General features: G+C 32.3%; 28 protein-coding genes. 10 read left to right on the top strand and 18 right to left on the bottom strand.

All coding sequences use genetic code 11. The annotated features are described in order from the left end of the window. The first annotated feature begins 197 nt into the window (after nucleotides 1-197). The 3 genes from scpB to ACEW8E_RS03295 all read left to right on the top strand — a co-directional run bounded on the left by scpB (nucleotide 198) and on the right by ACEW8E_RS03295 (nucleotide 2,126). Nucleotides 198-683: an SMC-Scp complex subunit ScpB gene (scpB, locus tag ACEW8E_RS03305; protein WP_373478907.1), complete on the top strand. Its 486-nt coding sequence runs from the start codon at nucleotides 198-200 to the stop codon at nucleotides 681-683. A 67-nt stretch (nucleotides 684-750) separates the two neighbouring features. Continuing rightward, nucleotides 751-1,074: a DUF760 domain-containing protein gene (locus ACEW8E_RS03300; protein WP_373478906.1), complete on the top strand. Its 324-nt coding sequence runs from the start codon at nucleotides 751-753 to the stop codon at nucleotides 1,072-1,074. 284 nt (nucleotides 1,075-1,358) lie between these two features. After that, the gene (locus tag ACEW8E_RS03295) at nucleotides 1,359-2,126 is read left to right on the top strand and encodes a hypothetical protein (protein ID WP_373478905.1); all 768 of its coding nucleotides are present in this window, start codon (nucleotides 1,359-1,361) and stop codon (nucleotides 2,124-2,126) included. Nucleotides 2,127-2,157: 31 nt separating this feature from the next. Here the strand turns inward: ACEW8E_RS03295 and ACEW8E_RS03290 are convergent, their stop codons facing one another. Then, nucleotides 2,158-2,553, bottom strand: a complete 396-nt coding sequence (locus ACEW8E_RS03290) for a Fur family transcriptional regulator (protein ID WP_373478904.1) — start codon at nucleotides 2,551-2,553, stop codon at nucleotides 2,158-2,160. Nucleotides 2,554-2,931: 378 nt separating this feature from the next. Here ACEW8E_RS03290 and bioB point away from each other — a divergent pair, with 378 nt between their 5' ends. Next, nucleotides 2,932-3,990 (top strand): biotin synthase BioB, encoded by a 1,059-nt coding sequence (gene bioB / locus ACEW8E_RS03285; protein WP_373478903.1) that lies wholly within the window; start codon nucleotides 2,932-2,934, stop codon nucleotides 3,988-3,990. 232 nt (nucleotides 3,991-4,222) lie between these two features. Beyond that, nucleotides 4,223-6,253: an ABC1 kinase family protein gene (locus tag ACEW8E_RS03280; protein ID WP_373478902.1), complete on the top strand. Its 2,031-nt coding sequence runs from the start codon at nucleotides 4,223-4,225 to the stop codon at nucleotides 6,251-6,253. A gap of 39 nt (nucleotides 6,254-6,292) precedes the next feature. Here the strand turns inward: ACEW8E_RS03280 and ACEW8E_RS03275 are convergent, their stop codons facing one another. Both ACEW8E_RS03275 and ACEW8E_RS03270 read right to left on the bottom strand, forming a co-directional pair. Then, entirely contained in the window at nucleotides 6,293-8,467 is a 2,175-nt protein-coding gene (locus tag ACEW8E_RS03275; protein ID WP_373478901.1) for an O-linked N-acetylglucosamine transferase, SPINDLY family protein, read from the bottom strand. Nucleotides 8,468-8,632: 165 nt separating this feature from the next. Next, nucleotides 8,633-10,798 carry an O-linked N-acetylglucosamine transferase, SPINDLY family protein gene (locus ACEW8E_RS03270; protein WP_373478900.1) on the bottom strand — a complete coding sequence of 722 codons (2,166 nt, stop codon included), beginning with the start codon at nucleotides 10,796-10,798 and terminating at the stop codon, nucleotides 8,633-8,635. A gap of 83 nt (nucleotides 10,799-10,881) precedes the next feature. On the opposite strand from ACEW8E_RS03270, the gene ACEW8E_RS03265 reads away from it, so the two are divergent. Further along, the gene (locus tag ACEW8E_RS03265; RefSeq protein WP_373478899.1) at nucleotides 10,882-11,751 is read left to right on the top strand and encodes an Rpn family recombination-promoting nuclease/putative transposase; all 870 of its coding nucleotides are present in this window, start codon (nucleotides 10,882-10,884) and stop codon (nucleotides 11,749-11,751) included. 68 nt (nucleotides 11,752-11,819) lie between these two features. Here ACEW8E_RS03265 and ACEW8E_RS03260 read toward each other — a convergent pair whose 3' ends face one another. The 4 genes from ACEW8E_RS03260 to ACEW8E_RS03245 all read right to left on the bottom strand — a co-directional run bounded on the left by ACEW8E_RS03260 (nucleotide 11,820) and on the right by ACEW8E_RS03245 (nucleotide 14,779). Beyond that, nucleotides 11,820-12,587 carry a hypothetical protein gene (locus ACEW8E_RS03260; RefSeq protein WP_373478898.1) on the bottom strand — a complete coding sequence of 256 codons (768 nt, stop codon included), beginning with the start codon at nucleotides 12,585-12,587 and terminating at the stop codon, nucleotides 11,820-11,822. Nucleotides 12,588-12,656: 69 nt separating this feature from the next. Next, nucleotides 12,657-13,187, bottom strand: coding sequence for a type IV pilin-like G/H family protein (locus ACEW8E_RS03255; protein ID WP_373478897.1), 531 nt, complete (start codon nucleotides 13,185-13,187; stop codon nucleotides 12,657-12,659). A gap of 330 nt (nucleotides 13,188-13,517) precedes the next feature. Further along, entirely contained in the window at nucleotides 13,518-14,024 is a 507-nt protein-coding gene (locus ACEW8E_RS03250; protein WP_373478896.1) for a type IV pilin protein, read from the bottom strand. 194 nt (nucleotides 14,025-14,218) lie between these two features. Continuing rightward, nucleotides 14,219-14,779, bottom strand: a complete 561-nt coding sequence (locus ACEW8E_RS03245; protein ID WP_373478895.1) for a Uma2 family endonuclease — start codon at nucleotides 14,777-14,779, stop codon at nucleotides 14,219-14,221. 197 nt (nucleotides 14,780-14,976) lie between these two features. On the opposite strand from ACEW8E_RS03245, the gene ACEW8E_RS03240 reads away from it, so the two are divergent. Beyond that, nucleotides 14,977-15,879, top strand: coding sequence for an LD-carboxypeptidase (locus ACEW8E_RS03240; RefSeq protein WP_373478894.1), 903 nt, complete (start codon nucleotides 14,977-14,979; stop codon nucleotides 15,877-15,879). A 189-nt stretch (nucleotides 15,880-16,068) separates the two neighbouring features. Here ACEW8E_RS03240 and ACEW8E_RS03235 read toward each other — a convergent pair whose 3' ends face one another. The 3 genes from ACEW8E_RS03235 to ACEW8E_RS03225 all read right to left on the bottom strand — a co-directional run bounded on the left by ACEW8E_RS03235 (nucleotide 16,069) and on the right by ACEW8E_RS03225 (nucleotide 17,467). Next, nucleotides 16,069-16,401, bottom strand: coding sequence for an MgPME-cyclase complex family protein (locus ACEW8E_RS03235; protein WP_373478893.1), 333 nt, complete (start codon nucleotides 16,399-16,401; stop codon nucleotides 16,069-16,071). Between the two features lie 34 nt (nucleotides 16,402-16,435). Beyond that, nucleotides 16,436-17,158 carry a pyridoxine 5'-phosphate synthase gene (locus tag ACEW8E_RS03230; RefSeq protein WP_373478892.1) on the bottom strand — a complete coding sequence of 241 codons (723 nt, stop codon included), beginning with the start codon at nucleotides 17,156-17,158 and terminating at the stop codon, nucleotides 16,436-16,438. 159 nt (nucleotides 17,159-17,317) lie between these two features. Further along, complete coding sequence (locus ACEW8E_RS03225; RefSeq protein WP_373478891.1) at nucleotides 17,318-17,467, bottom strand: hypothetical protein; 150 nt, start codon at nucleotides 17,465-17,467, stop codon at nucleotides 17,318-17,320. Between the two features lie 171 nt (nucleotides 17,468-17,638). Between ACEW8E_RS03225 and ACEW8E_RS03220 the strand changes: the two genes are divergently transcribed. Further along, nucleotides 17,639-18,823 carry a photosynthetic/respiratory NAD(P)H-quinone oxidoreductase subunit H gene (locus tag ACEW8E_RS03220; RefSeq protein WP_373478890.1) on the top strand — a complete coding sequence of 395 codons (1,185 nt, stop codon included), beginning with the start codon at nucleotides 17,639-17,641 and terminating at the stop codon, nucleotides 18,821-18,823. 281 nt (nucleotides 18,824-19,104) lie between these two features. Here ACEW8E_RS03220 and ACEW8E_RS03215 read toward each other — a convergent pair whose 3' ends face one another. The 6 genes from ACEW8E_RS03215 to ACEW8E_RS03190 form a co-directional block, all read right to left on the bottom strand. Continuing rightward, the gene (locus ACEW8E_RS03215; protein ID WP_373478889.1) at nucleotides 19,105-19,221 is read right to left on the bottom strand and encodes a photosystem II reaction center protein J; all 117 of its coding nucleotides are present in this window, start codon (nucleotides 19,219-19,221) and stop codon (nucleotides 19,105-19,107) included. A 32-nt stretch (nucleotides 19,222-19,253) separates the two neighbouring features. Continuing rightward, the gene (locus ACEW8E_RS03210) at nucleotides 19,254-19,373 is read right to left on the bottom strand and encodes a photosystem II reaction center protein L (protein WP_071827635.1); all 120 of its coding nucleotides are present in this window, start codon (nucleotides 19,371-19,373) and stop codon (nucleotides 19,254-19,256) included. A gap of 9 nt (nucleotides 19,374-19,382) precedes the next feature. Next, on the bottom strand, nucleotides 19,383-19,514 hold the full coding sequence (gene psbF, locus ACEW8E_RS03205) for a cytochrome b559 subunit beta (RefSeq protein ID WP_373478888.1): 132 nt from the start codon (nucleotides 19,512-19,514) through the stop codon (nucleotides 19,383-19,385). A gap of 27 nt (nucleotides 19,515-19,541) precedes the next feature. Continuing rightward, a complete protein-coding gene (gene psbE / locus ACEW8E_RS03200; RefSeq protein ID WP_373478887.1) occupies nucleotides 19,542-19,787 on the bottom strand; it encodes a cytochrome b559 subunit alpha in 246 nt (81 codons plus the stop codon). A 62-nt stretch (nucleotides 19,788-19,849) separates the two neighbouring features. Further along, a complete protein-coding gene (locus tag ACEW8E_RS03195; protein ID WP_373478886.1) occupies nucleotides 19,850-20,851 on the bottom strand; it encodes a photosynthesis system II assembly factor Ycf48 in 1,002 nt (333 codons plus the stop codon). Between the two features lie 45 nt (nucleotides 20,852-20,896). Next, nucleotides 20,897-21,244: a rubredoxin gene (locus ACEW8E_RS03190; RefSeq protein ID WP_373478885.1), complete on the bottom strand. Its 348-nt coding sequence runs from the start codon at nucleotides 21,242-21,244 to the stop codon at nucleotides 20,897-20,899. 152 nt (nucleotides 21,245-21,396) lie between these two features. On the opposite strand from ACEW8E_RS03190, the gene argC reads away from it, so the two are divergent. Together argC and ACEW8E_RS03180 are read left to right on the top strand one after the other, a co-directional pair. Continuing rightward, a complete protein-coding gene (gene argC / locus ACEW8E_RS03185) occupies nucleotides 21,397-22,455 on the top strand; it encodes an N-acetyl-gamma-glutamyl-phosphate reductase (RefSeq protein ID WP_373478884.1) in 1,059 nt (352 codons plus the stop codon). 127 nt (nucleotides 22,456-22,582) lie between these two features. Further along, the gene (locus tag ACEW8E_RS03180; protein WP_373478883.1) at nucleotides 22,583-23,449 is read left to right on the top strand and encodes an amino acid ABC transporter substrate-binding protein; all 867 of its coding nucleotides are present in this window, start codon (nucleotides 22,583-22,585) and stop codon (nucleotides 23,447-23,449) included. Nucleotides 23,450-23,637: 188 nt separating this feature from the next. Here ACEW8E_RS03180 and ACEW8E_RS03175 read toward each other — a convergent pair whose 3' ends face one another. Further along, nucleotides 23,638-25,008: an NAD(P)/FAD-dependent oxidoreductase gene (locus ACEW8E_RS03175; RefSeq protein ID WP_373478882.1), complete on the bottom strand. Its 1,371-nt coding sequence runs from the start codon at nucleotides 25,006-25,008 to the stop codon at nucleotides 23,638-23,640. A gap of 105 nt (nucleotides 25,009-25,113) precedes the next feature. Next, nucleotides 25,114-25,920, bottom strand: a complete 807-nt coding sequence (gene larE / locus ACEW8E_RS03170) for an ATP-dependent sacrificial sulfur transferase LarE (RefSeq protein ID WP_373478881.1) — start codon at nucleotides 25,918-25,920, stop codon at nucleotides 25,114-25,116. Between the last annotated feature and the right edge of the window lie 245 nt (nucleotides 25,921-26,165).

The raw sequence follows: 26,165 nt of genomic DNA, 5'->3' as shown, positions 1-26,165 counted from the left end.
ACTGGTGAAGTTAGGGCAAAGGGCAAAGGGCAAAGGGCAAAGGGATTAAAATTGACTCAAACTATACTAAAATTGATTTTTTGACTTTTGCTTATTAAGTATTTTTGATCTGATGCAAGATCTCAGTTTTACTTTAAATATGGGCGTTAGTGCTATAAGATGATAAATCTGAGATAGTTTAACAACCATATTCGAGAATGGAAATAGAATCGTTTTCTCCTAATCTGACTACTAAAATTGAGGCTATTCTTTATTTAAAAGCACAACCTACCTCACTTAATGAACTTGTTTTATTAACTAATCATTCTACTGATGAAGTACAATCTGCGTTAATTGAGTTGATGTCTGATTATGGTTATCGTGATAGTGCTTTAGAAATATTAGAAGCTCCAAATGGTTACAGTTTACAGTTAAGGAGTTGTTATCAATCTCTGTTAGAACATCTTATCCCAGCGCAGTTAAATTCAAGTACTCTTAAAACTTTAGCCGCCATCGCCCTTAAAAGTCCAATTTTACAAAGTGATTTAATTATGGTGCGTGGAAGTAGCGCTTATCAACACGTTAACGAATTAGTAGATGATGGTTTTATCCGTAAACGTCGTCAAGAAGAAGGCAGATCATATTGGCTTGAAATAACAGACAAGTTTCATCAATATTTTGAAATTAACCAACTACCTCAGTAAAAAAAAGATTATCATATTTTAAATAGAAAAAGAGTAACGATATAAATTCCAATAGAGGAAAATAATAATGGTGTTTGATTCAAATTTTTTTTCACAAGAATCAGAAACGGCGATTAAAAATACATTGATAGAATATTTACAAAAACAACATCCAGAAACACTAGAAAGAATCGCACAATCAGCAACTCCCGAAGTAAGAGAAATTATTACCCATAATGTACATGGGTTGTTGGGAATTTTACCTTCTGAGGAATTCAATATTCAAATAGTCACCGATAGACAGAATTTAGCTAATTTATTGGCTTCAGCCATGATGACGGGTTACTTTCTTTGTCAGATGGAAAAAAGAAAAGACTTAGAAGAAAATATAGCCAATACAGATTCATTATAACTGTATTGAACTTTTTTAACGGTTTATTATTAGCCTCCTTTGGCAAAAGTAGCCATAACTAGAATCGAAAGTAATAATCCGGGTACTAATAATACGATTAACATTAAAAATTGATCTGTAGTCATAATGGCAATTTTTGATATTTATTAATTTGTAAGAATAATTATAAAAGATTATTTTGATTTCAAATCTTAAGATAGATACAAAATCTTCATAAGATAAATCTTCCACTAGAAAATATAATTATTATAGATAAGGATTCTAATTATTTCTTCAAAATTATTATGATAGATTCAAGTTACTTTTCTTTGGGAATTTTACTTTGGTTAATTAGTAGTGGCTTTTTAGTTACTTTGACGGATAGTGATTCTTCAGCCAAGGCAAAGAAAAAACCTGAATCTAAGTTAATTGATCACAATATACCTCAAGATAATCAAGATAATATTGAAAAAATTAAAGAATTAGAAGCAAAATTACAAGAAAAAGTAGCCGAATTAACTTTAAATCAAGAAAAAATTACCGCCTTAGAAGAAGAGTTACAAATCACGGGAGATCAATTAGAATTAACTCAAGATAAATATTTTCAACGAGAAAAAGAATTTCAAATACAATGTAATAATTTAGAAAATACAATTAAAATATTAGAAAATAAAACCGCTAATTTAACTCAAGAAATAGAAAATTTACCATCACAATTAATTACTAATTGGCAGAAAGAATCTTTTGATTTATTACAAACTTTATTAGCTAATTATCCCACAGCTAAAATAATGATAAAGTTAAAGCCTGATTTATCTGCTAATCATCTGATTACATTACTTAAACCCTTAGATAAATTGTTGAAACAATGGAATATTGAATCTATCGGCAAACCTTGGGAAAAAGTTTTTTTTAATCCTGAAATACATTACAGTGATGAAGATGACATTATTGCCAATGACTTAGTTTATATTCGTTTTATTGGTTACGCTCAAAAAAATGCTTTAAATGATCATATCTTATTAAAAGCAAAAGTTAGTCGCACTTTACCCCAAAGTAATAAGCATAATTAATCATTTTATCTTTAACAATAAATCTAATATTTTAAACTTTATTTTGACAATTTTCGCAAAGTCCAAAAAATTCTAAAGTATGATAATATAACTTAAAATTTTGAGTTGAACACCAATTAGTTAAATTTTGATTAATAGGGCAATATTCTCCCTTTAATATCGTTGATATACCACAATTAACACAGTTGAAATGATGTTCATGATTATCTTTAATTAACCGATATAAAGATTCTCCATTAGGATTTATTCTTTCTTGAATAATGCCTTGTAAATGTAAATTTTTTACGGTACGATATACTGTAGCTAAACCTATTTTTAGATATTTCTTTCTTAACTTAATATGTAAATCTTGGGCGCTAATTTCTTCATCTAACTGCTCAAGTAAATCTAAAATTTGTTGCTGACTTTTAGTAAATTTAACTAACATTTTTATATAAGTTATTAATTATTAATAAATCTAAATCTTCTGATTATATCACAATCTAAATAAGTTGAAACAATTTGATTATTTATTAAATTGATCTCTATTTATGATTACAGATTAAAGATTAATTATCTATTCTTTTCTCAAGTTTTAAGTTTTCTCACCCATAACTAAGATATATTAAAATAATCCCATAGAAGTTATGAAAAATAATTATGCTTAATTAGCAATCCGCCATCAACTATTAGAGAGATTTATTTTTTAACCTCTAATTATTCATCAATTATTAAAAGATTGCAATATTTCTTTTTCTTGTTGATAGTTAAACAATCAGATATAATTATCCCTCATAGAGTTATTAAAAATAAGGGATAAATATTAGTGGTAAATACAATTAATAAACCAGAAAAAATCAACTTCATTATTTTAAATCAATGGTTAACACAATTAAGTAATAAAATTCTCAATGGCTATAAAATTAATCGAGAAGAAGCCTTAAGACTAACAGAAATTGAAGGAGAAGAAAATATATTATCATTGTGTGAATATGCCGATAAAATTCGCCAAGGTTGTTGCGGCAATATTGTTGATTTATGCAGTATCGTTAATATTAAGTCTGGTAATTGTTCAGAAAACTGTAGTTTTTGCTCACAATCAGCCCATCATCAGGGAGAAGATTCCCCTATCTATGGCTTAAAATCTACGGAGGAAATTTTAGAATATGCTAAGGCGGCTGATGCAGCTGGGGCTAAAAGATTTTGTTTAGTATCCCAAGGACGAGGTATAAAATATAATAGCCCAAAAAGTAACGAATTTGAAGAAGTTTTAACGACTGTTAAGGAAATTATCGCACAAACTAATCTTAAACCTTGTTGTGCTTTAGGAGAAGTCACCCTCGAACAAGCTCAGGCTTTAAAAGAAGCAGGAGTTACTCGTTATAATCATAACTTGGAGTCTTCTGTTAATTTTTATGAAAAAATAGTGACTACCCACACATGGCAAGATCGAGTAAATACCGTTAAAAACCTTAAACAAGCTGGTATTCAAGCCTGTACGGGGGGGATCATGGGTATGGGGGAAACATGGACAGATAGAGTTGATTTAGCTATGTCTCTGAGAGAATTAGAAGTGGAGTCTGTACCCATTAATTTATTAAATCCCAGAGAAGGTACTCCCCTCGGTAACGAAAAAAAATTAACTCCCCTTGAAGCAGTAAAAGCGATCGCCATTTTTAGATTTATTTTACCTACCCAAATTTTACGTTACGCAGGAGGTAGAGAGGCAGTTTTAGGAGAATGGCAACGTCAAGGTTTAAAGTCTGGCATAAATGCCATGTTAATCGGTAATTATCTTACTACTTTAGGGCAATCTCCCGAAGATGACCACGCCATGTTAACAGAATTAGGTTTAGAAGGTGGCGAAACACCCGTTAATAGTTAATCATCAGTTTTGCACCCCATTAAGGTAGGGCAAAGGGCAAAGGGCAAAGGGCAAGGGGCAAGGGGCAAGGGGCAAGGGGCAAGGGGCAAGGGGCAAGGGGCAAGGGGCAAAGGTAAATTCCTATCTCCCCATTTCCTTCCAATGTCCTATCTCCCCATTTCCTTTTATTATGAAGATATTGTTACAATAGTTAACAAAACTAGGCTTTAGATAGTGAGATAGTATTAAATTTATGACTCAAACCATAACACCCAAAGAAATCGATAACGATAAGACAACTATTATCAATGTTCATGGTGAACCAATAGTAATACCAGAGAAACATCAACAAGATTTAGGTCCAGTAAGTGATGTGTCTCCCGACACTTGGCGTTATAATCCTGAAACTATCACTAAATACTATCAAAAACGCCCTTTTCAAGTATTAGCAAGATTATTTAATATTCTTTTTCCCTTTATCGATATTCTCTTTAATAATTGGTGGGATTCCTTTTGGGGTAATTCTACTAAAAATGAGACAAAAAGAGCCATTAAAATGCGAAAAGTATTAACCAAACTAGGACCAGCTTATATTAAAATTGGTCAGGCTTTATCTACTCGTCCTGATTTAGTCTCTCCTGCTTATTTAGAAGAGTTAACACAGTTACAAGATCAACTACCTCCTTTTCCTAACGATATTGCCTATCAATTTATCGAAGAAGAATTAGGTGCAACTCCCGATGAAATCTATGCAGAAATTTCTCCTCAACCCATTGCTGCGGCATCTTTAGGACAAGTTTATCGAGGAAGGTTAAAAACAGGGGAAGAAGTAGCTATTAAAGTGCAACGCCCTGATTTAGTTAGACGTATAACCTTAGATGTTTATATTATGCGTACTTTATCAACTTGGGTTAAAAATAATGTTAAACGAATTAGATCTGATTTAGTCGCCATTACCGATGAATTAGCCGAAAGAATTTTTGAAGAAATGAATTATCTTCAAGAAGGAGAAAATGCCACGAAATTTGATGATTTATATGGACATTTACCAGAAATATATGTTCCTAAAATTTATTGGGAATATACTGGAAGACGAGTCTTAACTATGGAGTGGATTAACGGCACAAAACTCACAAATATCAAAGAAATTCAAGCTCAAGGCATCGATGCAACTCATTTAGTCGAAGTGGGAGTACAATGCTCTTTAAGACAGTTATTAGAACATGGTTTCTTTCACGCAGATCCACACCCAGGCAACTTATTAGCAATGCCTGATGGAAGATTGGCTTATCTTGATTTTGGCATGATGAGTACTATTTTACCTTATCAACGTTATGGTTTAATTGAAGCGGTAGTACATTTAGTTAATCGAGATTTTGAGTCTTTAGCACAAGATTATGTCAAATTAGACTTTTTAACCCCAGAAACCGACTTAACGCCCATCATACCCGCATTATCTAACGTTTTTAATAATGCTTTAGGTGCTAGTGTAGCGGAATTAAACTTTAAAAAGATTACTGACGAAATGTCCGCTATGATGTATGAATTTCCTTTTAGAGTTCCAGCTTATTATGCCTTAATTATTCGCTCCATGGTGACGTTAGAAGGTATTGCCATCAATATTGATCCCAATTTCAAAGTATTAAGTAAAGCCTATCCTTATGTTGCAAAAAGATTACTGACGGATCAATCTCAAGAGTTGCGTAATTCATTGAAAGACTTATTATTTAAAGATGGTAGTTTTCGTTGGAATCGCCTAGAAAATTTGTTAAATAATGCCAAAGATTCTCCTGATTATAATTTTGATAAGGTGGTAAATCAAGGAGTAGATTTTCTTTTTTCTGATAGAGGTAGTTTTATTAGAGAAACACTAGCGGATGAAATTATTAATTTTTTGGATAATTTTGGGCAAGAAACTTGGTTTAATATTTCAAGCACTTTCAGAAAAACTATTGGTTTAAAACCTTTAAATTCTTCTTTAAATAATGGTAACGGTAAAGGAAGTATTGACAATAATTCTATGGTACATATAACTAATGTTCTTCAAATTTTACAGGAAACTGAAGGTTATGATCCTTTAAAATTAATCCCTATTATTACTAATATTATTCAAAATAATGAAACTCAAAAATTAGGGCAAAAAATCGCTGGAGGATTAGCACAAAAAGCTACTGCTAGGCTTATTCGGAATATTTTACTAGATTCTAATAATACTAATAATCGCAATGATCGTAACGGTTTTCCATCTAATCTTCCGTTATCTCTTCCATCTGGACTCAAATAGTATATTAAACTAACAATTTTTAATGAGAGAAATAATTTACTATGGTTTAATTTTTTTCTCATTAATATAAATATCCCACATTTTTTGATAGGCTTTCTCCATTTCCCTTGTAAATTGTTTACCATTCCATAAGGGTGATGTTTTCTTGGATTGTCGTAATTTCCAGCTAACTTCTTTTCTTAAATTTTCATCAGTACCAAGTTTAACACCCCATTCTAGATATTCTTCATCACTCCATGCAATACCTTCAGTTATACCTAAATTAGTTAAAAAAGTATAGCCTTGACGAGCGTTAAATTGTTGTCCTACTCTGGTTATAAGTGGTATATTTTGCCATAAACCATCTAAAGTTGTTACTGCACCATTGAAAGGATAAGTGTCCAACATTATATCAGCGATCGCCAAATTAGCTCGATAAATTTCAGGAGGAAAACTAGGTAAAAATCTTACTCTTTCAGTTATGTCGTAAAACTTATTACCTAAGGAATAAATATATTGTTTTAACCTTGTTTCATCTTTTCTAATATTAAAAATTAGATAACCATTTTTCACTTGGCTTAATATTTTCATTTGTAACTCAACTAAATAAGGATTGAGTTTCGCAGTGTTTTGTATGTTAAGAAAAACAACTCCTTGACTTGGTATATCCAAATTTTCTCTTGTTAAAGTAGAATTACCGATTTCCACATTATCCATTGCAACATAAGTATGAGGTAAACGCCAAATTCTTTCTGAATAATATTCTTGTGCATCATCGGGCAAAACATAAGGATCTGCTATAAAATAATCTATATTAGGAATCCCAGAAGCATCTAACCCTAACCATGTTAACTGAATGGGTGCTGGTTTAACTGCCATCACTGCACAAGTTAAATTAAGGGTTAAACTATCTAAATCTACTAAAATATCAATCTCATCACTATGGATTTTCTCCACTAAAGCCTTAACATTTCTTTCTCCCATAAAAATTTGTGACACATAAGGCTTAAACCATTTTTCGGTTATATCATCAGGATGATTTTGAGTCATATATAAATTAACATCAAATTGAGAAGAATCGTGATGATAAATTAACCAACGAGAAAGGTATCCCACCGCATGATTATTAAAAGTATTACTAATATAACCAATTTTTAAAATTTTTTTGTTTTTGGGTAACGCAAAACTAAATTCAGGATAAAAAGGTTTATTTACTTTTTGAAAAACATTAGCAATTTTATTAGCTAAAATGCGATTATATTTTGGTTTATCCTCTAGATAAAAAAAATTCATAATACCAATAATAAAACCATCTTTACTAATATCAGAATTACTTAATTCTTGAATATGGTTTTCAATTTTTTCATATAACTCATTTTGTTTTTTTGCTAAGGGAAGAAACTTATTCCATTGTGCTAAAGTAAGATAAGAAGATAATAATATATTGCAACTAGAAAGTTTATCTACAAAATTTTCTGCTTGGTGGTAATATTGTTCACAAATTTGGATTTGTTTATCAAAATTTTTTATCATTTTATAAAAAGTATATAAATTGATAAAAATACTAGATTGTTGATGAGAAAAGTTATTACAAATTTCCAATAAATGAATACCATAAAGAGTATATTGTTTTTCTGTACCCATCACAGTGGCAATATTACTGATTTTCTTGATTATTTCTGCATTTCCATGAGTATAAGTAAGTATAGCTTCTGCAAATAAAATATTCAATGTATGAGGATAAAGCAAAATATCTTGTAAAATCGTCGATAATAATAATAAATTAAGAGTATCAGGTTGACTATTTCTAACTAAAAAAATTAGATTATAACTATCTAAATTTTCTGTTTTAAATTCTTTTAATAAAATTTCTAAGTTAACAATATGTAGTAAATTATTAATATTATCAGGACTAATTTGATTGATATTTTCTCTAATTAATAAACTTTGTTCATATCTACTTAATTCGAGTTGTTTAATTGCTTCTTCATCTAAAATATTGATTAAATCTTGAGTGCATTTTTCTACCTCTTTCTCATGGCTCTGAGAAAAAATTAAAAACCAAGTAGTTTGAGCAGAATCTGTATCTTTAGCCAATAAATAAGCTAATCCTAAATACCAGTAATTACTAATTTCATTAGGATTATTTTCCACTAAGTTTTCATAAAAGTTAATCACTTTTTCATAGTCTTTATTTTCTAAATATTCTTTTACCGAAGGATGCCAATAATTCATTTTTATTTTACTTTAGTTGAAAATAATTATTTGATAATTTTAGTATAAAAACTAGATTTAGTAATAACTTTACTTCAGAAATATATAATACTTTATCAGATATTAACTTAAATCATAATTGATGAATCAAAGAGTTGCGATCGCCTTCATCTTTTTTGTGCTATGTTAATTTTTTTGACTTACATAAATCTCCCACATTTGTTGATAAGCCTTTTCCATCTCCCTTGTAAATTGTTTACCATTCCATAAGGGTGATGTTTTCTTTGACTGTTTTAACTTCCAAACGACTTCTCGTCTTAAATTTTCATTTTTTCCCAATTTAATCCCCCATTGGATATATTCTTCATCACTCCAAGCAATCCCTTCCGTGATACCTGCATTTATCATAAAACCATAAGTATTTCGTGCCGCAAATTGCTCACCAACTCTTGTAACTACGGGTAATTCTGCCCATAATGCTTCTAAAGTTGTGGTTGCACCATTATAAGGATAAGTGTCTAACAAAACATCCGCTATACTTAAATTAGACCGATGAATTTCCACTGTAGAATCATAACCGATAAATCTTAATTGTGAAACATTGAGGTGATAATTTTCAGCCAGATTATAGATATATTCTTTTAATCGATTTTCATCTCGTCTTACCTTAAAAATGAGGAAACTATTAGGAACTTGTTTAACTATTTCCATTTGTAATTCCACTAGAGACGGATTTAATTTAGCGGCATTTTGTACATTTAAAAAGATAACCGCATCATTACTAATTTCCAAATCTTCCCTGCGTAAAGTTGGAATCCCCATTTCAAAACCATCAATTCCTAAATAGGTGTTAGGTAAACGCCAAATTTTTTCTGAATAATATTCTCCTGCATTATCAGGTAAGACATAAGGATCTGCGATAAAATAATCAATATTAGGAATCCCAGAAGCATCCATCCCTAACCATGTTACCTGAATCGGAGCAGGTTTCATAGCCATTACTAAAGCAGTTAAATTTAAAGTTAAACTATCTAAATCAACTAAAATATCCACCTCATCCTCATAAATTTGGTTAATTAAACGATTCATACCCCTTTGCGCCATAAAAATTTTATCTACATTAGGAATAAACCATTTTTCCGTAATTTCATCGGTATGATTTTGAGGAGAATATAAATTAATTTTAAATAAATCTCGATTATGATAATAAATTAACCAACGGGATAAATAACCAACAGAATGTTTATGTAAAGTGTGAGCGATATATCCAATAGTTAAAATCTTTTTTTCCTTAGCTATTGTATGGGTTATTTTAGGATAAAAAGGCTTATTAATTTCTTGAAATAAACTAGAAACTTTATTAATAATTTGACGATTATAAACAACATCATCTTGTAAATAAAGTAGATTTAAAATTCCTGAAAAAAAAGTATCTCTACTAGCAGAATTAGTTAATTCATCTTTATGTAACTCAATTTCTTGATATAATCTATCTTGTTCTTTTGCTACTATCATCGCTTTATCCCATTCTGCCAAAGTTAAATAAGCATTTAAGAGTAAATTTTTGGCATTAAATCTTTCTAAATAATTACTTGCTTTTTCGTTTAATTCTTCAGCAATATTAACTAACTTATCAAAATCTTTTACTAATTGATAGTAAGTATATAAATTAATGAAAATAATAATATTATTATGAGGGTATTTATTACACATTTCTAGTAATTCTATAGCATAAAGAACTTGTTGATCTTCTTTCGCCATAGAGTCACCAATGTTAACAATTATATTAACTATATCTTTATTACTATCAGAGTAAATTAAAACTGATTCTGCAAAATCAATACTTAAATTATAAGCACATTTTATAATATCTTTTAAGAGAGTTGATAATAACAAAAAATCTAAAGAATTAGGTTGACTATTTTTAACTAATTCACTTAAATTATATGTATTTAAAAGTTCAATACTAAAGGTTTTTAATAAAATTTGTAAATTAACAATATACAGTAAATTATTAATATTTTCTGGATTAATTTCTAATATTTGTTCTCTAATCAATAAACTGTGTTCATAATTACTTAAATTTTGTTGTTGTAGCGCTTCTTTGTGTAAAACATTTATTAAATCTTGATTACATTTCTCTAATTCCTCTCCTTCTTCCTGAGAAAAGACAAAAAACCAAGTTGTTTGCGCTTCATCAAGATTATTTATGAGTAAATAACTTAATCCTAAATACCAATAATTATTAATTTCATCGGGATTATTTTCGATGATTTTTTCATAAATTTCAACTACTTTTTCATAATCTTTATTTTCTAAATATGTTTTTACCGAAGGATGCCATTCGCTCATTTTTTACCTCTAAAAACTTTAAATAACTATATTATGATAAGATTTTTTAATCGTGATTAATTATTATTTCATTTTAACTTAATATGAGCTACGATAGTATTCTCAAGTTTTTAGTAGAAGACTCCCCTGAAGTTTTCGTTAATTGGTTATTGAATACAAATGTTGAACAGGAGATAACAATCCTCAATATCGAGTTAAATTTAGAACCAATAAGGGCGGATGGATTATTTTTTCTTACCGTTGCCGACAAAATTTTACATTTAGAATTTCAAACTTCCCCTCAATCAAAACCGCCAATTCCCTTGCGAATGCTTGATTATTGGGTGAGATTATACCGACAATATGAAACCGATATTGAACAAGTAGTCATTTATCTCAAACCTAGCACTTTGCCCGATGTTTTTATAAATGAATTTCGACAAGAAAACACCTCTCATCGTTATCGAGTTATCAGAATTTGGGAAGAAAATCCTGAATTATTCTTAAAATCACCAGCTTTATATCCTTTAGCAGTATTAGCTAAAAGTGATAATCCAGAACAATTATTGCAACAAATAGCTGACGAAGTTGCTAAAATTAATGATAAGAGAGAACGAAATAATGTTTCTACTTGTGTACAATTATTAGCAGGAATAAAATTTGATTTATCTCTAATTAATCTATACTTTCGGGAGGATATTATGCAAGAATCAGTGGTTTACAACAAAATAATCGAAAAAGGTATTCAACAAGGTATTCAACAAGGTATTCAAGAAACGAAAATTTATGAAGTTCAGTTGATATTACGTCTGTTAAAAAAACGATTAGGTAATATTAACCCTCAACTACAAAATAAAATAGGTAATTTATCTTTTGAGGAATTAGAAAATTTGGGAGAGGATTTATTAGATTTTCAAAATGAATCGGATTTAAGTAACTGGTTACAAAGTTCAGATTCACATATAGATAGTTAAATTGATGTTAACCTCGAAAAAGAAATTTTGATTATATACAAAAGTGTTAGTTTTGAAAAAATAAAGCCTTAATCTTCCGTTGGAAACGATAAACTAGCTTTATTTCCGCTAACAACTAAATTACCCCCTAAACGTTTAATATTTCTTAGTGCTAAATCTCTCACCACATCTTCCCTCGCATTAGCAAAAATTCCCATCCATGCAGCCGCTTGAGCTTTTTTACTATCAGGATTTTTCTTCAAAAAATTAGCAGTTTCTTCTGCTTGTCTGCTTACTGTTTCACTACCGACATCATTATGATACTTAGCCCATTTCACGACCATTTCATAGGATTTTTGCGCATCCTGTGGTTTACCCACAAATAAAAGTTCATCTATCCCTTTATAAAACCATACTTGATAAGCCTTCGGTTGTTCAGGAGAAATAGATTTTAAACCTTGTGCCATTAATTCTACACTAATATCTGGTCGTCCTGAAAATAGAGAAGTAGCAGGAGCTAAAATAAAATAAGGAGAAATAAAACGAGGATCTTTATCCACAACACCTCTAAAATACTCTGGATTAAGACTATATCCAGTATAATCCCTTGCTTGATCTCCAAAATACTGAATGAATTGTAAATAAATCCAATCCGCAACTAAATTATTAAAACCAAAATCAGGCAAATTCTTCAGGAGATTAATTTTTACCCCCTCTTTTTCTTGTTGTCTTAAGGCTTCTACTTTCGTGAGATTCTCTTTTTTTTGATTAGCCATGGGTAATTGTAAATAAGCAATACCAATCAAAGAAAACAGAAAAATAAGCAATATCCCCATTGTATTAACTTGTTTTTTCATATATATATTCCCACGATTAAACCTAGCACTATCCTTTATGAAAAGTTATGGTAAAATTTATTTAAGCAATTATCTTAACTTATAACCGTCAGTGCCACATACAGGATCTGTTAACACGGGTTGGGTAGCCGTATTAGCTGGTTGGAGACTTTGACATAAAATCGTTTGATAAGCATTTGCTGAACTACTACTAAAAAATACTCCTCCAGAATATCCTCTTGTACCATCTGTTTGCCAATTATTATTAGTAATATTAAAACTAACTTGATTCGATAAATCAGTGGTATCAAAAGTCCAAGTACTGATATATTTACTGTTAGTTACAGACCCTATATTGTTAAGTATCTCTGCAGAAGTAGCACCGCCGCAACAAAAAACTTGATTTTGCCAATGATAAGTCATTTGGGATCTTGCCACCGTACCCAGAGCATTTTTAGCTTCTGACTCTCTCGCTTTTCCCACTTGTGCCAAAAAATTAGGCAACGCCACTGCGGCTAAAATCCCCACAATAATAACCACAACTAAAAGCTCAATTAAAGTAAAACCTTTATTTTGTTGTTGTCGTTGGTTAATAATTACTTTCCAAAGAAGTTTAAACATAATCCCTACTGTAGATAATTGCTAAGGACATCTTTCCCTAAATCGACATAAAATCTATCTTTTTTTTTACCCAAAAGCAAAGTCAAAAATCAGAAATTTATTTTTAAGTCTTCCAATCCTCAATTCTGGTTTGCCACCACCCTAACATCTCGTTCACTCTGCCCCAATTCTGGGGGAGTAAGGGGGAGTAAAATCGATTAAACTCCCCCTACCTTCATTTTTAGGTACAAAAAAAGTCCCCATAGTTGGGGATTTAGAGGCTAAGGAAGCGCTTATTCTGATTGAATTGTGGTTATTTAAACATATCAACCCAATTGAATGAAGTAGTTGTTATCGTACTTCGTTAGTACCAGCATCACAAGTACCAGCAGCAGTGGGTGCAGTACCGGCGTTAGCAATGGCATCACTAATACATAAAATTTGAGTGTATGAACCAGTCGCATGATCAATACGTCCTGAAAAGGCACGGGTACCATCACTAGCTGAGTTAGCATTTGTAGAAATATTGGTAGCACTATCAGCCGCCGCCGCAATACCCATAGTAGTATCGGAAAGATATTCACCGGGGAGAACTACACCTAAGAAACTAACAGCAGGTGCAAAGGCTTGACGTTCAAAGTGATAGGCTTGTTGAGAACGGTTTACAGTACCTACGGCGTTTTTCAATTCTGTTTCTCTAGCTTTACCAACTTGTCCTAAAAGGTTAGGTAAAGCAACGGCAGCGAGTACACCGATGATAATTACTACGACTAAGAGTTCAATTAAAGTAAAACCTTCTTCTTGATTTTTTTTGTTGCGGAGGTAAGATAGATATTTTAAAGTTACTTCGGGTTTCATGGCTTTTTCTCCTGTGAGAGTTATTTTTAAAGTTTTTTCTTTTTCGATATTTATACCTTACCCAAGTTAGATCAAAAACCTATCACCCTGTCAAAACTTTTTTTTATCTGCTTCTAAATACGCCTCTAAATCCCCAAGTTTGGGGACTTGAATTTATCTTACTCCCTCAGAATTGAGAACTTTTGAATACGCCCCTAAAATAAATTATTAACATTAATATCGATTTTATGAGGAAAATTTAAAGTAACAATATTATTATTCGATAGTTTTTGCATATTTTGGTAATAATTTGCTTCAGGATTTTTATATGTCTCTAAAAAATTTTGATTTAAATCTATTAACCAAACCTCTTGAATTTTACTTTCGGCATAAATGGGTAATTTTACATTACGATCATATTCAATACTGCTGTCAGCGACTTCTATTAACAAAAAAATATCATCAGGGGTTGGGTGTTGAGTCCCATAAAAATCTTCTCGTGGTTTTAATAAAACTAAATCTGGTTGTGGTTCAGAATTATTACTTAATTTAATAGGATTTTGAACACTGATAATTACTTCATGACCAAATTGTAAACTAAAAAATTGATTTAATTTATTAACACAAGAGGCGTGTTTAAATCCCACAGGTGACATTTCAAATATTTCTCCTTTAATTAATTCAATCGTATAATCTTCTTTGAAAATACCAATATTAATAATTTGATGATATTCTTCAATGTCAAATTTTTTACGAGATAATGTTAAATTGCCCATATTTTTTTGTTATTAAATATCTCTAACTATTATAAATCCCCTGTTCAAGTATCGGGACTTGAATCTATCTTACCCCCACAGAGTTGGGGGTAGGGAGGCGAAGAGTTGGGGGGTGGGAGGTGAACCAGAGTTGACGAATTAAAGTTGAGCTTTAAATGTTAGTCTTAACTAGACTTAACCTAGATCTGAATAAATTTATGTTATTACCACTACCATTACAAAAAGGTGATTCTTTATTAGCCATCGCTCCTAGTGGCACATTAAGAGACAAAGAAAGAGAAAAATTTGAAGAAGGTGTCGAGGTTTGGCGTAAGAATGGTTATAATCTGATTTTGGAAGAAAATTATCAAGATAGAGAAGGTTATTTAGCAGGAAAAGACGAAATTCGCCGTCAAGCCTTAAAAAAAGCATGGCAAAATCCAGAATATAAAGGTATTATTTGCGTTAGAGGTGGTTATGGTGGCGCAAGATTATTAGAAAATTGGCAATGGGAGACAATTCCTCAGCCTAAATGGTTAATCGGTTTTTCTGATGTTACTAGCCTTCTGTGGAGTTTATATAATCAAGGAATTATAAGTGTTCATGGTGCAGTTTTAACTACTATATCTCAAGAGCCAGAAAGGTCATTAAAACGCTTATTTGACTATCTTGAAGGAAAACCTTTATCCCCCTTGGAAGGCCATGGTTGGGGTGGCGGTAAGGCAAGGGGAAGGCTTTTACCCGCTAATTTAACCGTAGCAACTCACTTATTAGCAACCCCCATTTGTCCTAATTTTGATGATGTAATTTTAGCTTTAGAAGATGTCCAAGAAGCGCCTTATCGTCTTGATAGGATTTTAACCCAATGGCGGTTAATGGGTATTTTTCAACGGGTAAAAGGTATTATTCTAGGTAGGTTTAGCGGTTGTAATGCTCCTGATGGTATTCCCAGCTTAACTTCTTTTGAAGTATTAAAAGATCGTCTCTCAGATTTTAACATACCAATCATCAGCGAATTACCTTTTGGTCATGACGGCATTAATGCTTGTTTGCCTGTGGGCGGTTTAGTGGAAATTGACGGGGATGAAGGAGTGGTTAATTTTATATCTGACGATAAATAAATACCTCATTTCGATGGTTTGAATATCTGATTTAGGCAGGTTTCAGGTTTAATCCCTTTTCCCCTTGCCCTTTTCCATCACTGGCACGGGGAGAGATCTTTTACCAACCTCTATGGCATTTAGAAAGGCAGGTGAAATTCTCTCCAGAGGGTTTAAACGGTTATCAGCCCAAAAACTTGGGTAATTTTTTTAAACTGCTACGGCTAAGGATGCGATCGCATCGGGGATGGTGTCTGAAGGTGCGTTAAATTCACCAGTGATAACGTATTCTAAACGCAATTTTAAGAAGGTAATCCACTGTTTATTTAAAGAAACAATTGCGGCGGAAGGTTGAGGACATTTAGCCTTTATTTCCTTCAATTCTGGTGCATCTAAAAAAGCAGGTTGTTTAATAAACCAAAAGTCAATCTCTTGATTTTTTTCTTTATAGACTCTGTGTTTTTCGTCTAAAATTTCGTGTAAGTTTTCAGTATCACTGGTTAGGAATTTTTCACTAGCGACAAGATAATAATAAGTAGTCATAAATTGATTTTATTGTTACTAAAAAATGATAAATTTATAGTTGATTTTTTATAGCCAATTTCATTTCTTTAACGGCACGTTCTAAACCAACTAAAACTGCTCTACTAATTATACTATGTCCGATATTTAATTCTTCTATTCCTTCAATACAAGCCACTGGATAAACATTCCAATAGGTTAAACCGTGTCCTGCATTTACCCTTAACCCTAATTCTAAAGCCTGTTTTGTGCCTTTTTGTAAAGTAATAAATTCTTTCTGAATTGTCTCACCATTAACTGCATCGGCGTATTTTCCCGTGTGCAACTCGATGAATTTTGCTTGAGTTTTTGCGGCTGCTTCGATTTGTTTTTCGTCTGCGTCAATAAACCAACTAACGGGAATATCGGCACTCTGTAATTTATCCACAACAGAAGTAAATTTGTCAAGGTTTTTAACAATATCTATTCCACCTTCGGTAGTCACTTCTTCCCTTTTTTCAGGTACTAGGGTTACATAATCGGGTTTTATCTCTAAGGCGATGGCAATCATTTCTTCGGTAGCGGCCATTTCGAGATTTAAGTGAGTACGGACAGTTTCTCGTAGAATACGAACATCTCGATCTTGAATATGTCGTCTATCTTCTCGTAAATGAGCTGTGATACCATCAGCACCAGCTAACTCAGCTAATACTGCCGCCGCTATGGGATCTGGTTCAACAGTACGTCTAGCTTGACGAATAGTCGCTACATGGTCAATATTAACCCCTAATGTTAACAATGTTTGTTCTCCTTTTCAATAAGCCCCTAACTCCAATTCTGAGGAGTTTTTCCTGAATTATACTGCAAAATTATCAATTTTAGAGATTTTTGAAGAAATTATCTCTCTAAGTTTGGAAACTTTTTTCTTGTTGCCCAAACTGGGCATAAAGGGCGATTATCAATTATTATTATTTTTATTTGCTTGAATTTGATGTAAAAGTAACTGTAATTCTGCTTCTAAACTCATGTACTTTAGTTGTTGATCTGCTTGATAGGCTTTTTGTAACTGTTCTGTATTATAGTTTGTATTTTTAACTTGAGTTTTCATTAAGTATAAGTGCTTATTATTTTAATATGATTAAGTATCTGATTTTAACTTAAAATTAAATAATATGTGATAGTTTAAGAAAAGTAAACAAATTGTTACTAAAAATTGATCGCACATTGACATTGATAACTTGTCAAGAAATATTAATTTAACCATTAAAATATCAGCTTTATGGCTAAAATCGAAACTAGAACAGAACCAATGGTTCTTAATATGGGTCCTCATCACCCTTCTATGCACGGGGTTTTAAGACTAATTGTAACCCTTGATGGTGAAGACGTAGTGGATTGTGAGCCAGTTATTGGTTATCTTCATCGTGGCATGGAAAAAATCGCCGAAAATCGTACTAACGTAATGTATGTACCTTATGTTAGTCGTTGGGATTATGCGGCGGGAATGTTTAACGAAGCCATCACCGTCAATGCACCAGAAAAGTTAGCGGATATTGAAGTGCCAAAACGAGCGCAGTATATTCGAGCAATCATGTTGGAATTAAATCGTATTGCTAATCATTTACTTTGGCTTGGCCCTTTTTTAGCAGACGTTGGCGCTCAAACTCCCTTTTTCTATATCTTCCGTGAAAGAGAGATGATTTATGATTTGTGGGAAGCAGCCACAGGAATGCGTTTAATTAATAATAACTATTTCCGTATCGGTGGTGTTGCCGTTGATTTACCTTATGGTTGGGTGGACAAATGTGAAGATTTTTGCGATTATTTTCTACCTAAAATTGATGAATATGAGAAATTAATCACCAATAACCCTATTTTTCGTAAGCGAGTCGAAGGCTTAGGTACTATAACTCGTGAACAAGCTATCAACTGGGGTTTATCTGGTCCTATGTTACGAGCTTCGGGAGTCAAATGGGATTTACGCAAAGTTGATCACTATGAATGTTACGACGATTTTGACTGGGATGTACAATGGGAAACCTCTGGAGATTGTTTTTCCCGTTATATTGTTCGTATTCGAGAAATGCGTGAATCAGTTAAAATTATTCGTCAAGCATTAAAAGGTTTGCCGGGTGGTGCTTACGAGAATTTAGAAGCCAAAAGACTTCAAGAGGGTAAAAAATCAGAATGGAATAACTTTGAGTATCAATATATTGCTAAAAAAGTTGCTCCTACTTTCAAAATACCATCAGGAGAACATTATGTACGCCTTGAAAGCGGTAAAGGTGAGTTAGGCATATTTATTGTTGGTAATAACGATGTCTTTCCATGGCGTTGGAAAATCCGCGCCCCTGATTTTAATAATTTACAGATTCTTCCTCACTTACTCCGAGGTGTTAAAGTTGCTGATATTATGGCAATTCTTGGTAGTATTGATGTGATTATGGGATCTGTTGATAGGTAATTAGAAGTTGATAGAATAAAATCAATTTTTTAGGGTGGGCATCGCCCACCAAATCAGTGCTTTAGCGAAAATATTGTTTCATTCTTCTTTAAAATCACCAATGTTCATTACGCACTGATTCAAATGTTAAGTTTTAATTTGCTTTAATATTTACCTGAAATCTTCCTAAATCCGATATTCAAAGCATCGAACTAAGGTAACATCAGTTACTAATAAAAAACTGCCCTAGAATTTACTAATAGAGCAGTCTTTATCATAATTAATTTATCATTAAACAAAATTTATAAAGATGAACCGACACCAGCATAAGCACCATAGAAAAAAAGTGCTACTACTGTTAAAACACCCATTCCCGCTATCGTGCCTACAATCCAAAGGGGAATTCTTGCATCTCCCATATTAAAACCTCCTAGTATGAATAAAGTAGTTTTTAGTTAAAGAAATAACTAGAAAATAAAACACCGAGTACCGCTACAAATAATAAACCCAAATAAAGGGATGTGCGGTTTAATTCTACAGATTGTCTGTTAGGATTTTGATTTCTATCCATTGATTCCTCCTAGCGTTGAATAAATTGCATAGCGGTAATAGCACCAATGAAAAATACAGAAGGTACTGCTAATGTATGTACAGTTAACCATCTGACGGTAAAAATAGGATATGAAATTGGTTGATTCGGACTATTGGTCATTTTTGATTTACCTTTTTATCTAACTAACTATTTATTAAATTGTTCAATTTGTTGACTTGCATCATAGCGATCGCTAATAATAGGCAATTCTTCACGAGTTTGATTGAAGTACTGATCAGGACGAGGAGTCCCAAAAGCATCATAAGCTAAACCAGTGCTAACAAATAACCAACCAGCGATAAAGAGCATGGGAATTGTGATACTATGGATTACCCAGTAGCGTACACTGGTAACTATATCAGTAAATGGACGTTCACCTGTATCTCCAGCCATAAAAGCAATGCCTCCTAAATTTTTTTTACTATTTAACTAATTTACAACATTAACGACTCAAGTTATGCAGCATTCTGAGTATTATATTTTAACAGAACACCACGCTCTCCTAAAACAAAACCTTGATCTGGATTTAAAAACACGATTTTATAGAAATTAGATGGTATCGATTCTACTTCTAGATCTTTTTCCCATTGCATTCCACCATCAGAGCTAACTAATAAATTTGCACTACCACCAGCTAACCAAATTTCTTCACCCTGACGAGTAGTTAAATCTAAAAAGCCCCAACTATTTGAAGATTCAGGGTTGATCGGCTCTTCCCATTCTTCAAAATTATTCTCTTTACTTAATTGAATTTGTCCTCCTCTAGCAATTAACCATAGTCGATTATCCCCAATAAAGCCCATATTTTGTAAACGTTTCGAGGAATTTCGGTTATGAGGAGTCCATTCTGTATCTCCCGGTTGCCAAGTAGAATAAAAGTTACCCCTTGCACTTACCGCAACATATTTACCATCATTAGAACGACTAACGTTACGAGCTACTCCTACTGAACCTTCTACTAAGGCTTTCCAAGTTTGACCTCCATCAGTAGTTTTATATATAGCACCTAAATTTGTGACCATTTCGGCAGTATTCGGCGCAAGGGCAATGACATCATAGGGAAGTCCGGGTAATTTATCACTTAAAGGAATACGATCCCAATTTTTACCACCATTATTAGTATGTAAAAGTACAGAAGGCTCACCAGTAATCCAACCTTCATCACCATTAAAACTAACACCAGTAAAGTTTACTTTTTCGTTTCCTAAATCAATAATTTTAGGTTGCCAAGTTTCTCCACCGTCTTCAGTTTCAAATAAAGTAGCTTGTGTACCTACTAACCAACCGTGATTAGAGTTGCTAGTAAAAGCTAAATCCGCAAAAGTAGCTTCTGTTTCTAAACTAATTAGTTGCCAAGGATTTTGAGCCATAGAAGGTAAATGAACGCAACTAATGCACAAAAAACTTACTACTATCAATACTAAAATTTGTTTTAGTCGATTCAATAACAGATTCATTTTTATTTCCAATATATAATTTGATCAATTAGTCTTAATCAATGGTTAGTTCAATCCATATAAACTAAGAAAGAATAAGACACCTAAAGCTAAAGCACCGAAAATTAGTAAATTTTTTTGCCCCGGTGTTAATTTATTAACTCCAAAGCCAAATTCTAAATTTTCTTCAAATCCTGATGGTGCATCTTGAGCCCCAATATTCGTAAATGCTGTTTTATTAGTACCACACACTGGACACCGCCAATTACTTGGTAAATCGGTAAACAACGTACCTGCAGCTATCTTTGTTTTACTATCACCCATAGAAGGTGCGTAGATATAACCACAGGAACGACATTCATAACTAGGAGGCGCTTGTTCGGCTAAAGTTTTTTCTTTGGCTGCTTCACTCATGACGATATGTTAAGCAAATCTTAAAAGTTCTTTAAGAATTATTACATAAACAGTGAACAATTAATTGATTCTTCTCGTGGAATATCTATTGATCTAAAAAACTAATTTCATACTAAAATTGCTGAAAATATCGAAATTATAGATTAATAATCATGGATGAGTCGCAAAAAATATCCGTAGGTATTGTGGGTGCATCGGGTTACGGTGGTGTACAATTAGTCAAAATGTTATTAGAACATCCTCAGGTTGAGATTGTTTATCTTGGCGGTGATAGTAGTGCAGGAAAAGAATACGGTGATTTATATCCTCATTTACAACATCGGGTGAAAATAAAAATTGAACCCATTGACTTAGATATTATCGCTTCTCGTTGTCAAGTAGTCTTTTTAGGATTACCTAACGGATTGGCTTGTGATTTTGCACCCTCATTAATCGAAAAAGGATGTAAAGTCTTAGACTTATCTGCTGATTATCGTTTTAAAAATTTAGACACCTATACAGCATGGTATAAAACTCAAAGAAAAGATCATCACATTGCTGCTACGGCGGTTTATGGGTTGCCTGAATTATATAGAGAGCAAATTAGAAATAGTAACTTAATTGGCTGTGCTGGATGTTATCCCACTGCTAGTTTACTCCCCCTTGCACCCCTGTTGAAACAAGGTTTAGTGTTGCCAGAGACTATTATCATTGATGCCAAATCAGGCACTTCCGGCGGTGGCAGACAAGCTAAAATAAATTTACTGTTAGCAGAAGCAGATAGTTCATTTGGTGCTTATGGCGTTGCAAAACATCGACATACTCCCGAAATTGAACAAATTTGCTCAGATTTAGCCCGAAGTGAAGTAAAAGTACAATTTACCCCTCATCTAATTCCCATGCCTAGAGGAATTTTATCTACCGTTTATGGTACTTTAAGAGATCCTGGATTAGTTACAGAAGACTTACTCACTATCTATAACGCTTTTTATCGTAACTCTAGTTTTGTTAAAATTTTGGGTAATGGTATTTATCCTCAAACAAAGTGGGCTTGTGGTACTAATTTAGCTTATATTGGTATTGAAGTTGATCCCCGTACTGGACGAGTAATTGTTATGTCTGCTATTGATAACTTAATCAAAGGACAAGCAGGACAAGCTATTCAATGTCTGAACTTAATGATGGGATGGAGTGAAGATTTAGGTTTACCTACCTTAGCTTTTTATCCATAAAATATTGCTGATTGTTAATCTTTTGGGTGAATGTCATTCACCCCTACAAATTTCTAATCCATCGTTGATTGTTAATGTAAAGTTACTATAAAAAAATGATCATTTTTGACTAAATATTGAATAAGAAATGATTAAATTTAAGATAATTGATCAACTTATTAGCATTACTATTTCCACTATTTTAATGTTATTTATTCCCTTTAATGTTAATGCTGAAAATGAATCTATTTTAGAAGAAATTAATCGCACAGGATTATTAAAAGTAGGCATTAGAAGTGATGCAATTCCTTTTGGTTATCGTAATAATAATGGTGAATTACAAGGAATCTGTTTTGATTTAGTGGCTTTAATTAGAGAAAAATTATCTCAAAAAATTGATCGCAATATTATCACAGTTACAGTGGTTATATCTAGTTTACAAAATCGGTTTTCTATTGTAGAAGATAAAGTTGTACATTTAGAATGTGGGCCTAATACTATTAGAGCCTTAGATGATGATAAAGTAATATTTTCTGATGTTTTTTTTATCTCAGGTATTCAGTTTATTACTCGACAAGATAACGCCTCAAAATTTCTTAATTCCGATGGTAAAAACTTAACTATTGGTTTATTACGTTTCACCAATACAGAAACATTAATTAAAGAAAAATATCCTCAAGCACAATTCCAATTATTTCAAGGAGTAAGAGGAACACAAAGAGCTTTACAAGCCTTAAGACAAGGAAGAATTGATGGTTTTGCTAATGACGGTATTTTATTAATAGGAGAATCTTTAGCACAACAAATATTTATCGGAAATAATCAAGAATATGTTTTAATTCCTCAACCTCCTTTTACTTGTGAAAAATATGGTTTAATTCTTCCTAAAAATGAGTCAAATTGGGAAAATTTTGTTAACTCAGTTTTAAATTCTCAAGAAAAAAAGCAAGTTATTAATAATTGGTTTAATACCATAAATAATGAGTCGTTATCTAATCAAGAAAACTGTAATTAAAAATTAATAATATATATATTAATCCTATTTTAGTTGTAAGAAAATAATGAGTTAATTTCTCCGAAAATTAGAAGGTTAGGAGGCGAAAATTATCATAAATGATTTAGAAATTCTATCAACAATAAAACAATACTAAACCATTGATTTGGTGGGCAATGCCCACCCGACTATATTCTCTTTCCTAATTATTACACTTCAACTTTTTCTTTTTCCGTTAAAGAAGAAGCATAATGGTCATTATTAAAGGATTCATTAATCAAGTTTTTCTCACTAATTTCCCCAGTAATTAATCTTGCACCTCTTCCCCTCGTAATGTAATTCCATCCCCATTCAATCATCACTACTAATTTACTATCAAATTCGATTAAGTAATAAATGTGCGCAAATACCCATACTAACCACGCAATAAAGCCCGATAATTTCATAAATCCAAGATTCACAACGGCATGATTATCCCCAATTACGGCCAAACTTCCTTTGTCCACATAACGAAATGGTGGGATGGTTTCACCTTTAATCTGTGCTTTAATATATTTTGACATATATTGCCCTTGAGCCATGGCTACGGGTGCAATGCCGGGCAAGGGTTTATTGTCTTGATGGGAGAAATTAGCTAAATCACCCACCACGAAAATATTAGGATAATCTTTGATACTTAAATTAGGCTCAACGATAATCCTACCAACTCGATCACTCTCGGCGTTAGTTTTTTCCACAATAATTTTTCCTAAACTAGAGGCTTTTACCCCCGCTGCCCATAAAATTGTCCTAGCTTTGATTGTTTCTTCTTCTTCTTCTCCATAACGTATATTTACCCTACTTTTCTCAATATTTGTCACCATACGATTAGTTAACACCGTTACCCCTAAATATTCTAAGGATTCTTTCGCTTTTTGAGATAAATCTTCGGGATAAGGTGGTAAAATCCGATTCATCCCTTCAATTAACAAAATTTTCGCTTTGGTTGTGTCTATTTCTTTAAAGTCATCTTTAATGATTCTATGGGCAATTTCGGCGATCGCACCAGCTAATTCTACCCCTGTAGGGCCACCGCCGACAATAGCAAAAGTTAACCATTCTTCTTTTTCTTCCATAGAAGATACTTTTTCCGCTTCTTCAAAGGCAAGGAAGATTTTACGACGAATATCAAGGGCATTTTCGATACTTTTCAATCCGGGGGCATCTTTCTCCCATTGATCATTTCCGAAGTAGTGATGACTTACACCTGTACCGATAATCAAATAATCATAATTTAAAATACCTTCACGCATAATTACCTGTTTTTCTTCAGGATTAATGTCGATAACTTCATCTAAAATGACATGGGTATTTTTATTTTTACCCACCACTAACCGCAAAGGAGAACAAATTTCCGCAGGAGATAAACTACCAGTGGCTACTTGATATAAAAGAGGTTGAAAAAGGTGAAAATTACGCTTATCAATTAATGTTACCTTCACCAGTGCTTTTCCTAACTCTTTTGCCGCATATAAACCAGCAAAACCACCACCAACTATAACGACATGGGGCAAATCCGATGTTTTTCGAGAATTATACATAACCTATATGAATTTTTTAGTATTCTTTGTTTGTCCGTTGAATACTAGATTATAGGATTAAATTAGATTTCAGAGTGATTAACCATACATTTTCATTGATAATTCCTAATTTTTGATGACTTGATTTAATTTACCGCTACGATAACCTTCTAAATCGAGAGTCACATAAATAAAACCCAAGGATTGAAAATAATTAACAAGTTCATTAAGATTGGTTTGCTTAACAAAATCAGTAATTTGATCTGGTAATAACTCTATTCGTGCCGTATCACCATCGGATCTAACTCTAAGATTACTATAACCTAAATTTCTGAGATAGATTTCCGCTCTACCAACACGATGTAATTTTTCATAAGTAATTTCTTCACCATAGGGAAAACGAGATGAAAGACACGGCTGAGAAGGTTTATCCCACCAAGGCAACCCTAGTATTTTCGTTATTTCTCTTACTTCCATTTTCGTTATACCTAATTCGGCTAATGGCGATCGCACACCTCGTTCTTTAGCGGCTTGAATACCTGGGCGATAATCTTGTAAATCATCAGCATTAACTCCATCTATCACATAAGGATAACCTTTTTGTAAAGCAAGAGGTTTAAGTTTATCGTGTAATTCACTTTTACAAAAATAACAACGATTAACAGGATTTGAAGTATAGTTAGGATTATTCATCTCCTCTGTATAGACTAATTCATGGTTAATACCGATAAATTTAGCTTGTTGTTGAGCTTCATCTAATTCTTCAGGTAATAGAGAAGGAGATACCGCCGTAATAGCAACACTACGATGTCCTAAAACATCATAAGCAACCTTTGCCACTAAAGTACTATCAATACCTCCAGAATATGCAATTAAGCCCTGATTCATGTCTTGAAAAAGATTTCTTAATTGTATTAATTTTTGCTCAATCATGATGATAAATTTCTTAAGATTATAAAATAAATAAATAAATAAATAAATATAATTTAATTCTAATTTTTAGATAATCCATTAACAATTGATGTTATTCACGACTAAATATTTTTTATAGAATATACTTATTCATAATATCAATTCCGATTGATCAACTCATCAGAAAAAGTCGAGGATTTACCACGAAATCTAAATGTGGGGTGGGTAATGCCCACAAATCACCATAAATAGGGTTAAAAACTCAG

Source organism: Geminocystis sp. (genome assembly GCF_041753295.1).
Lineage (GTDB): Bacteria > Cyanobacteriota > Cyanobacteriia > Cyanobacteriales > Cyanobacteriaceae > Geminocystis.
This window is presented reverse-complemented; position numbering and strand designations above follow the sequence as displayed.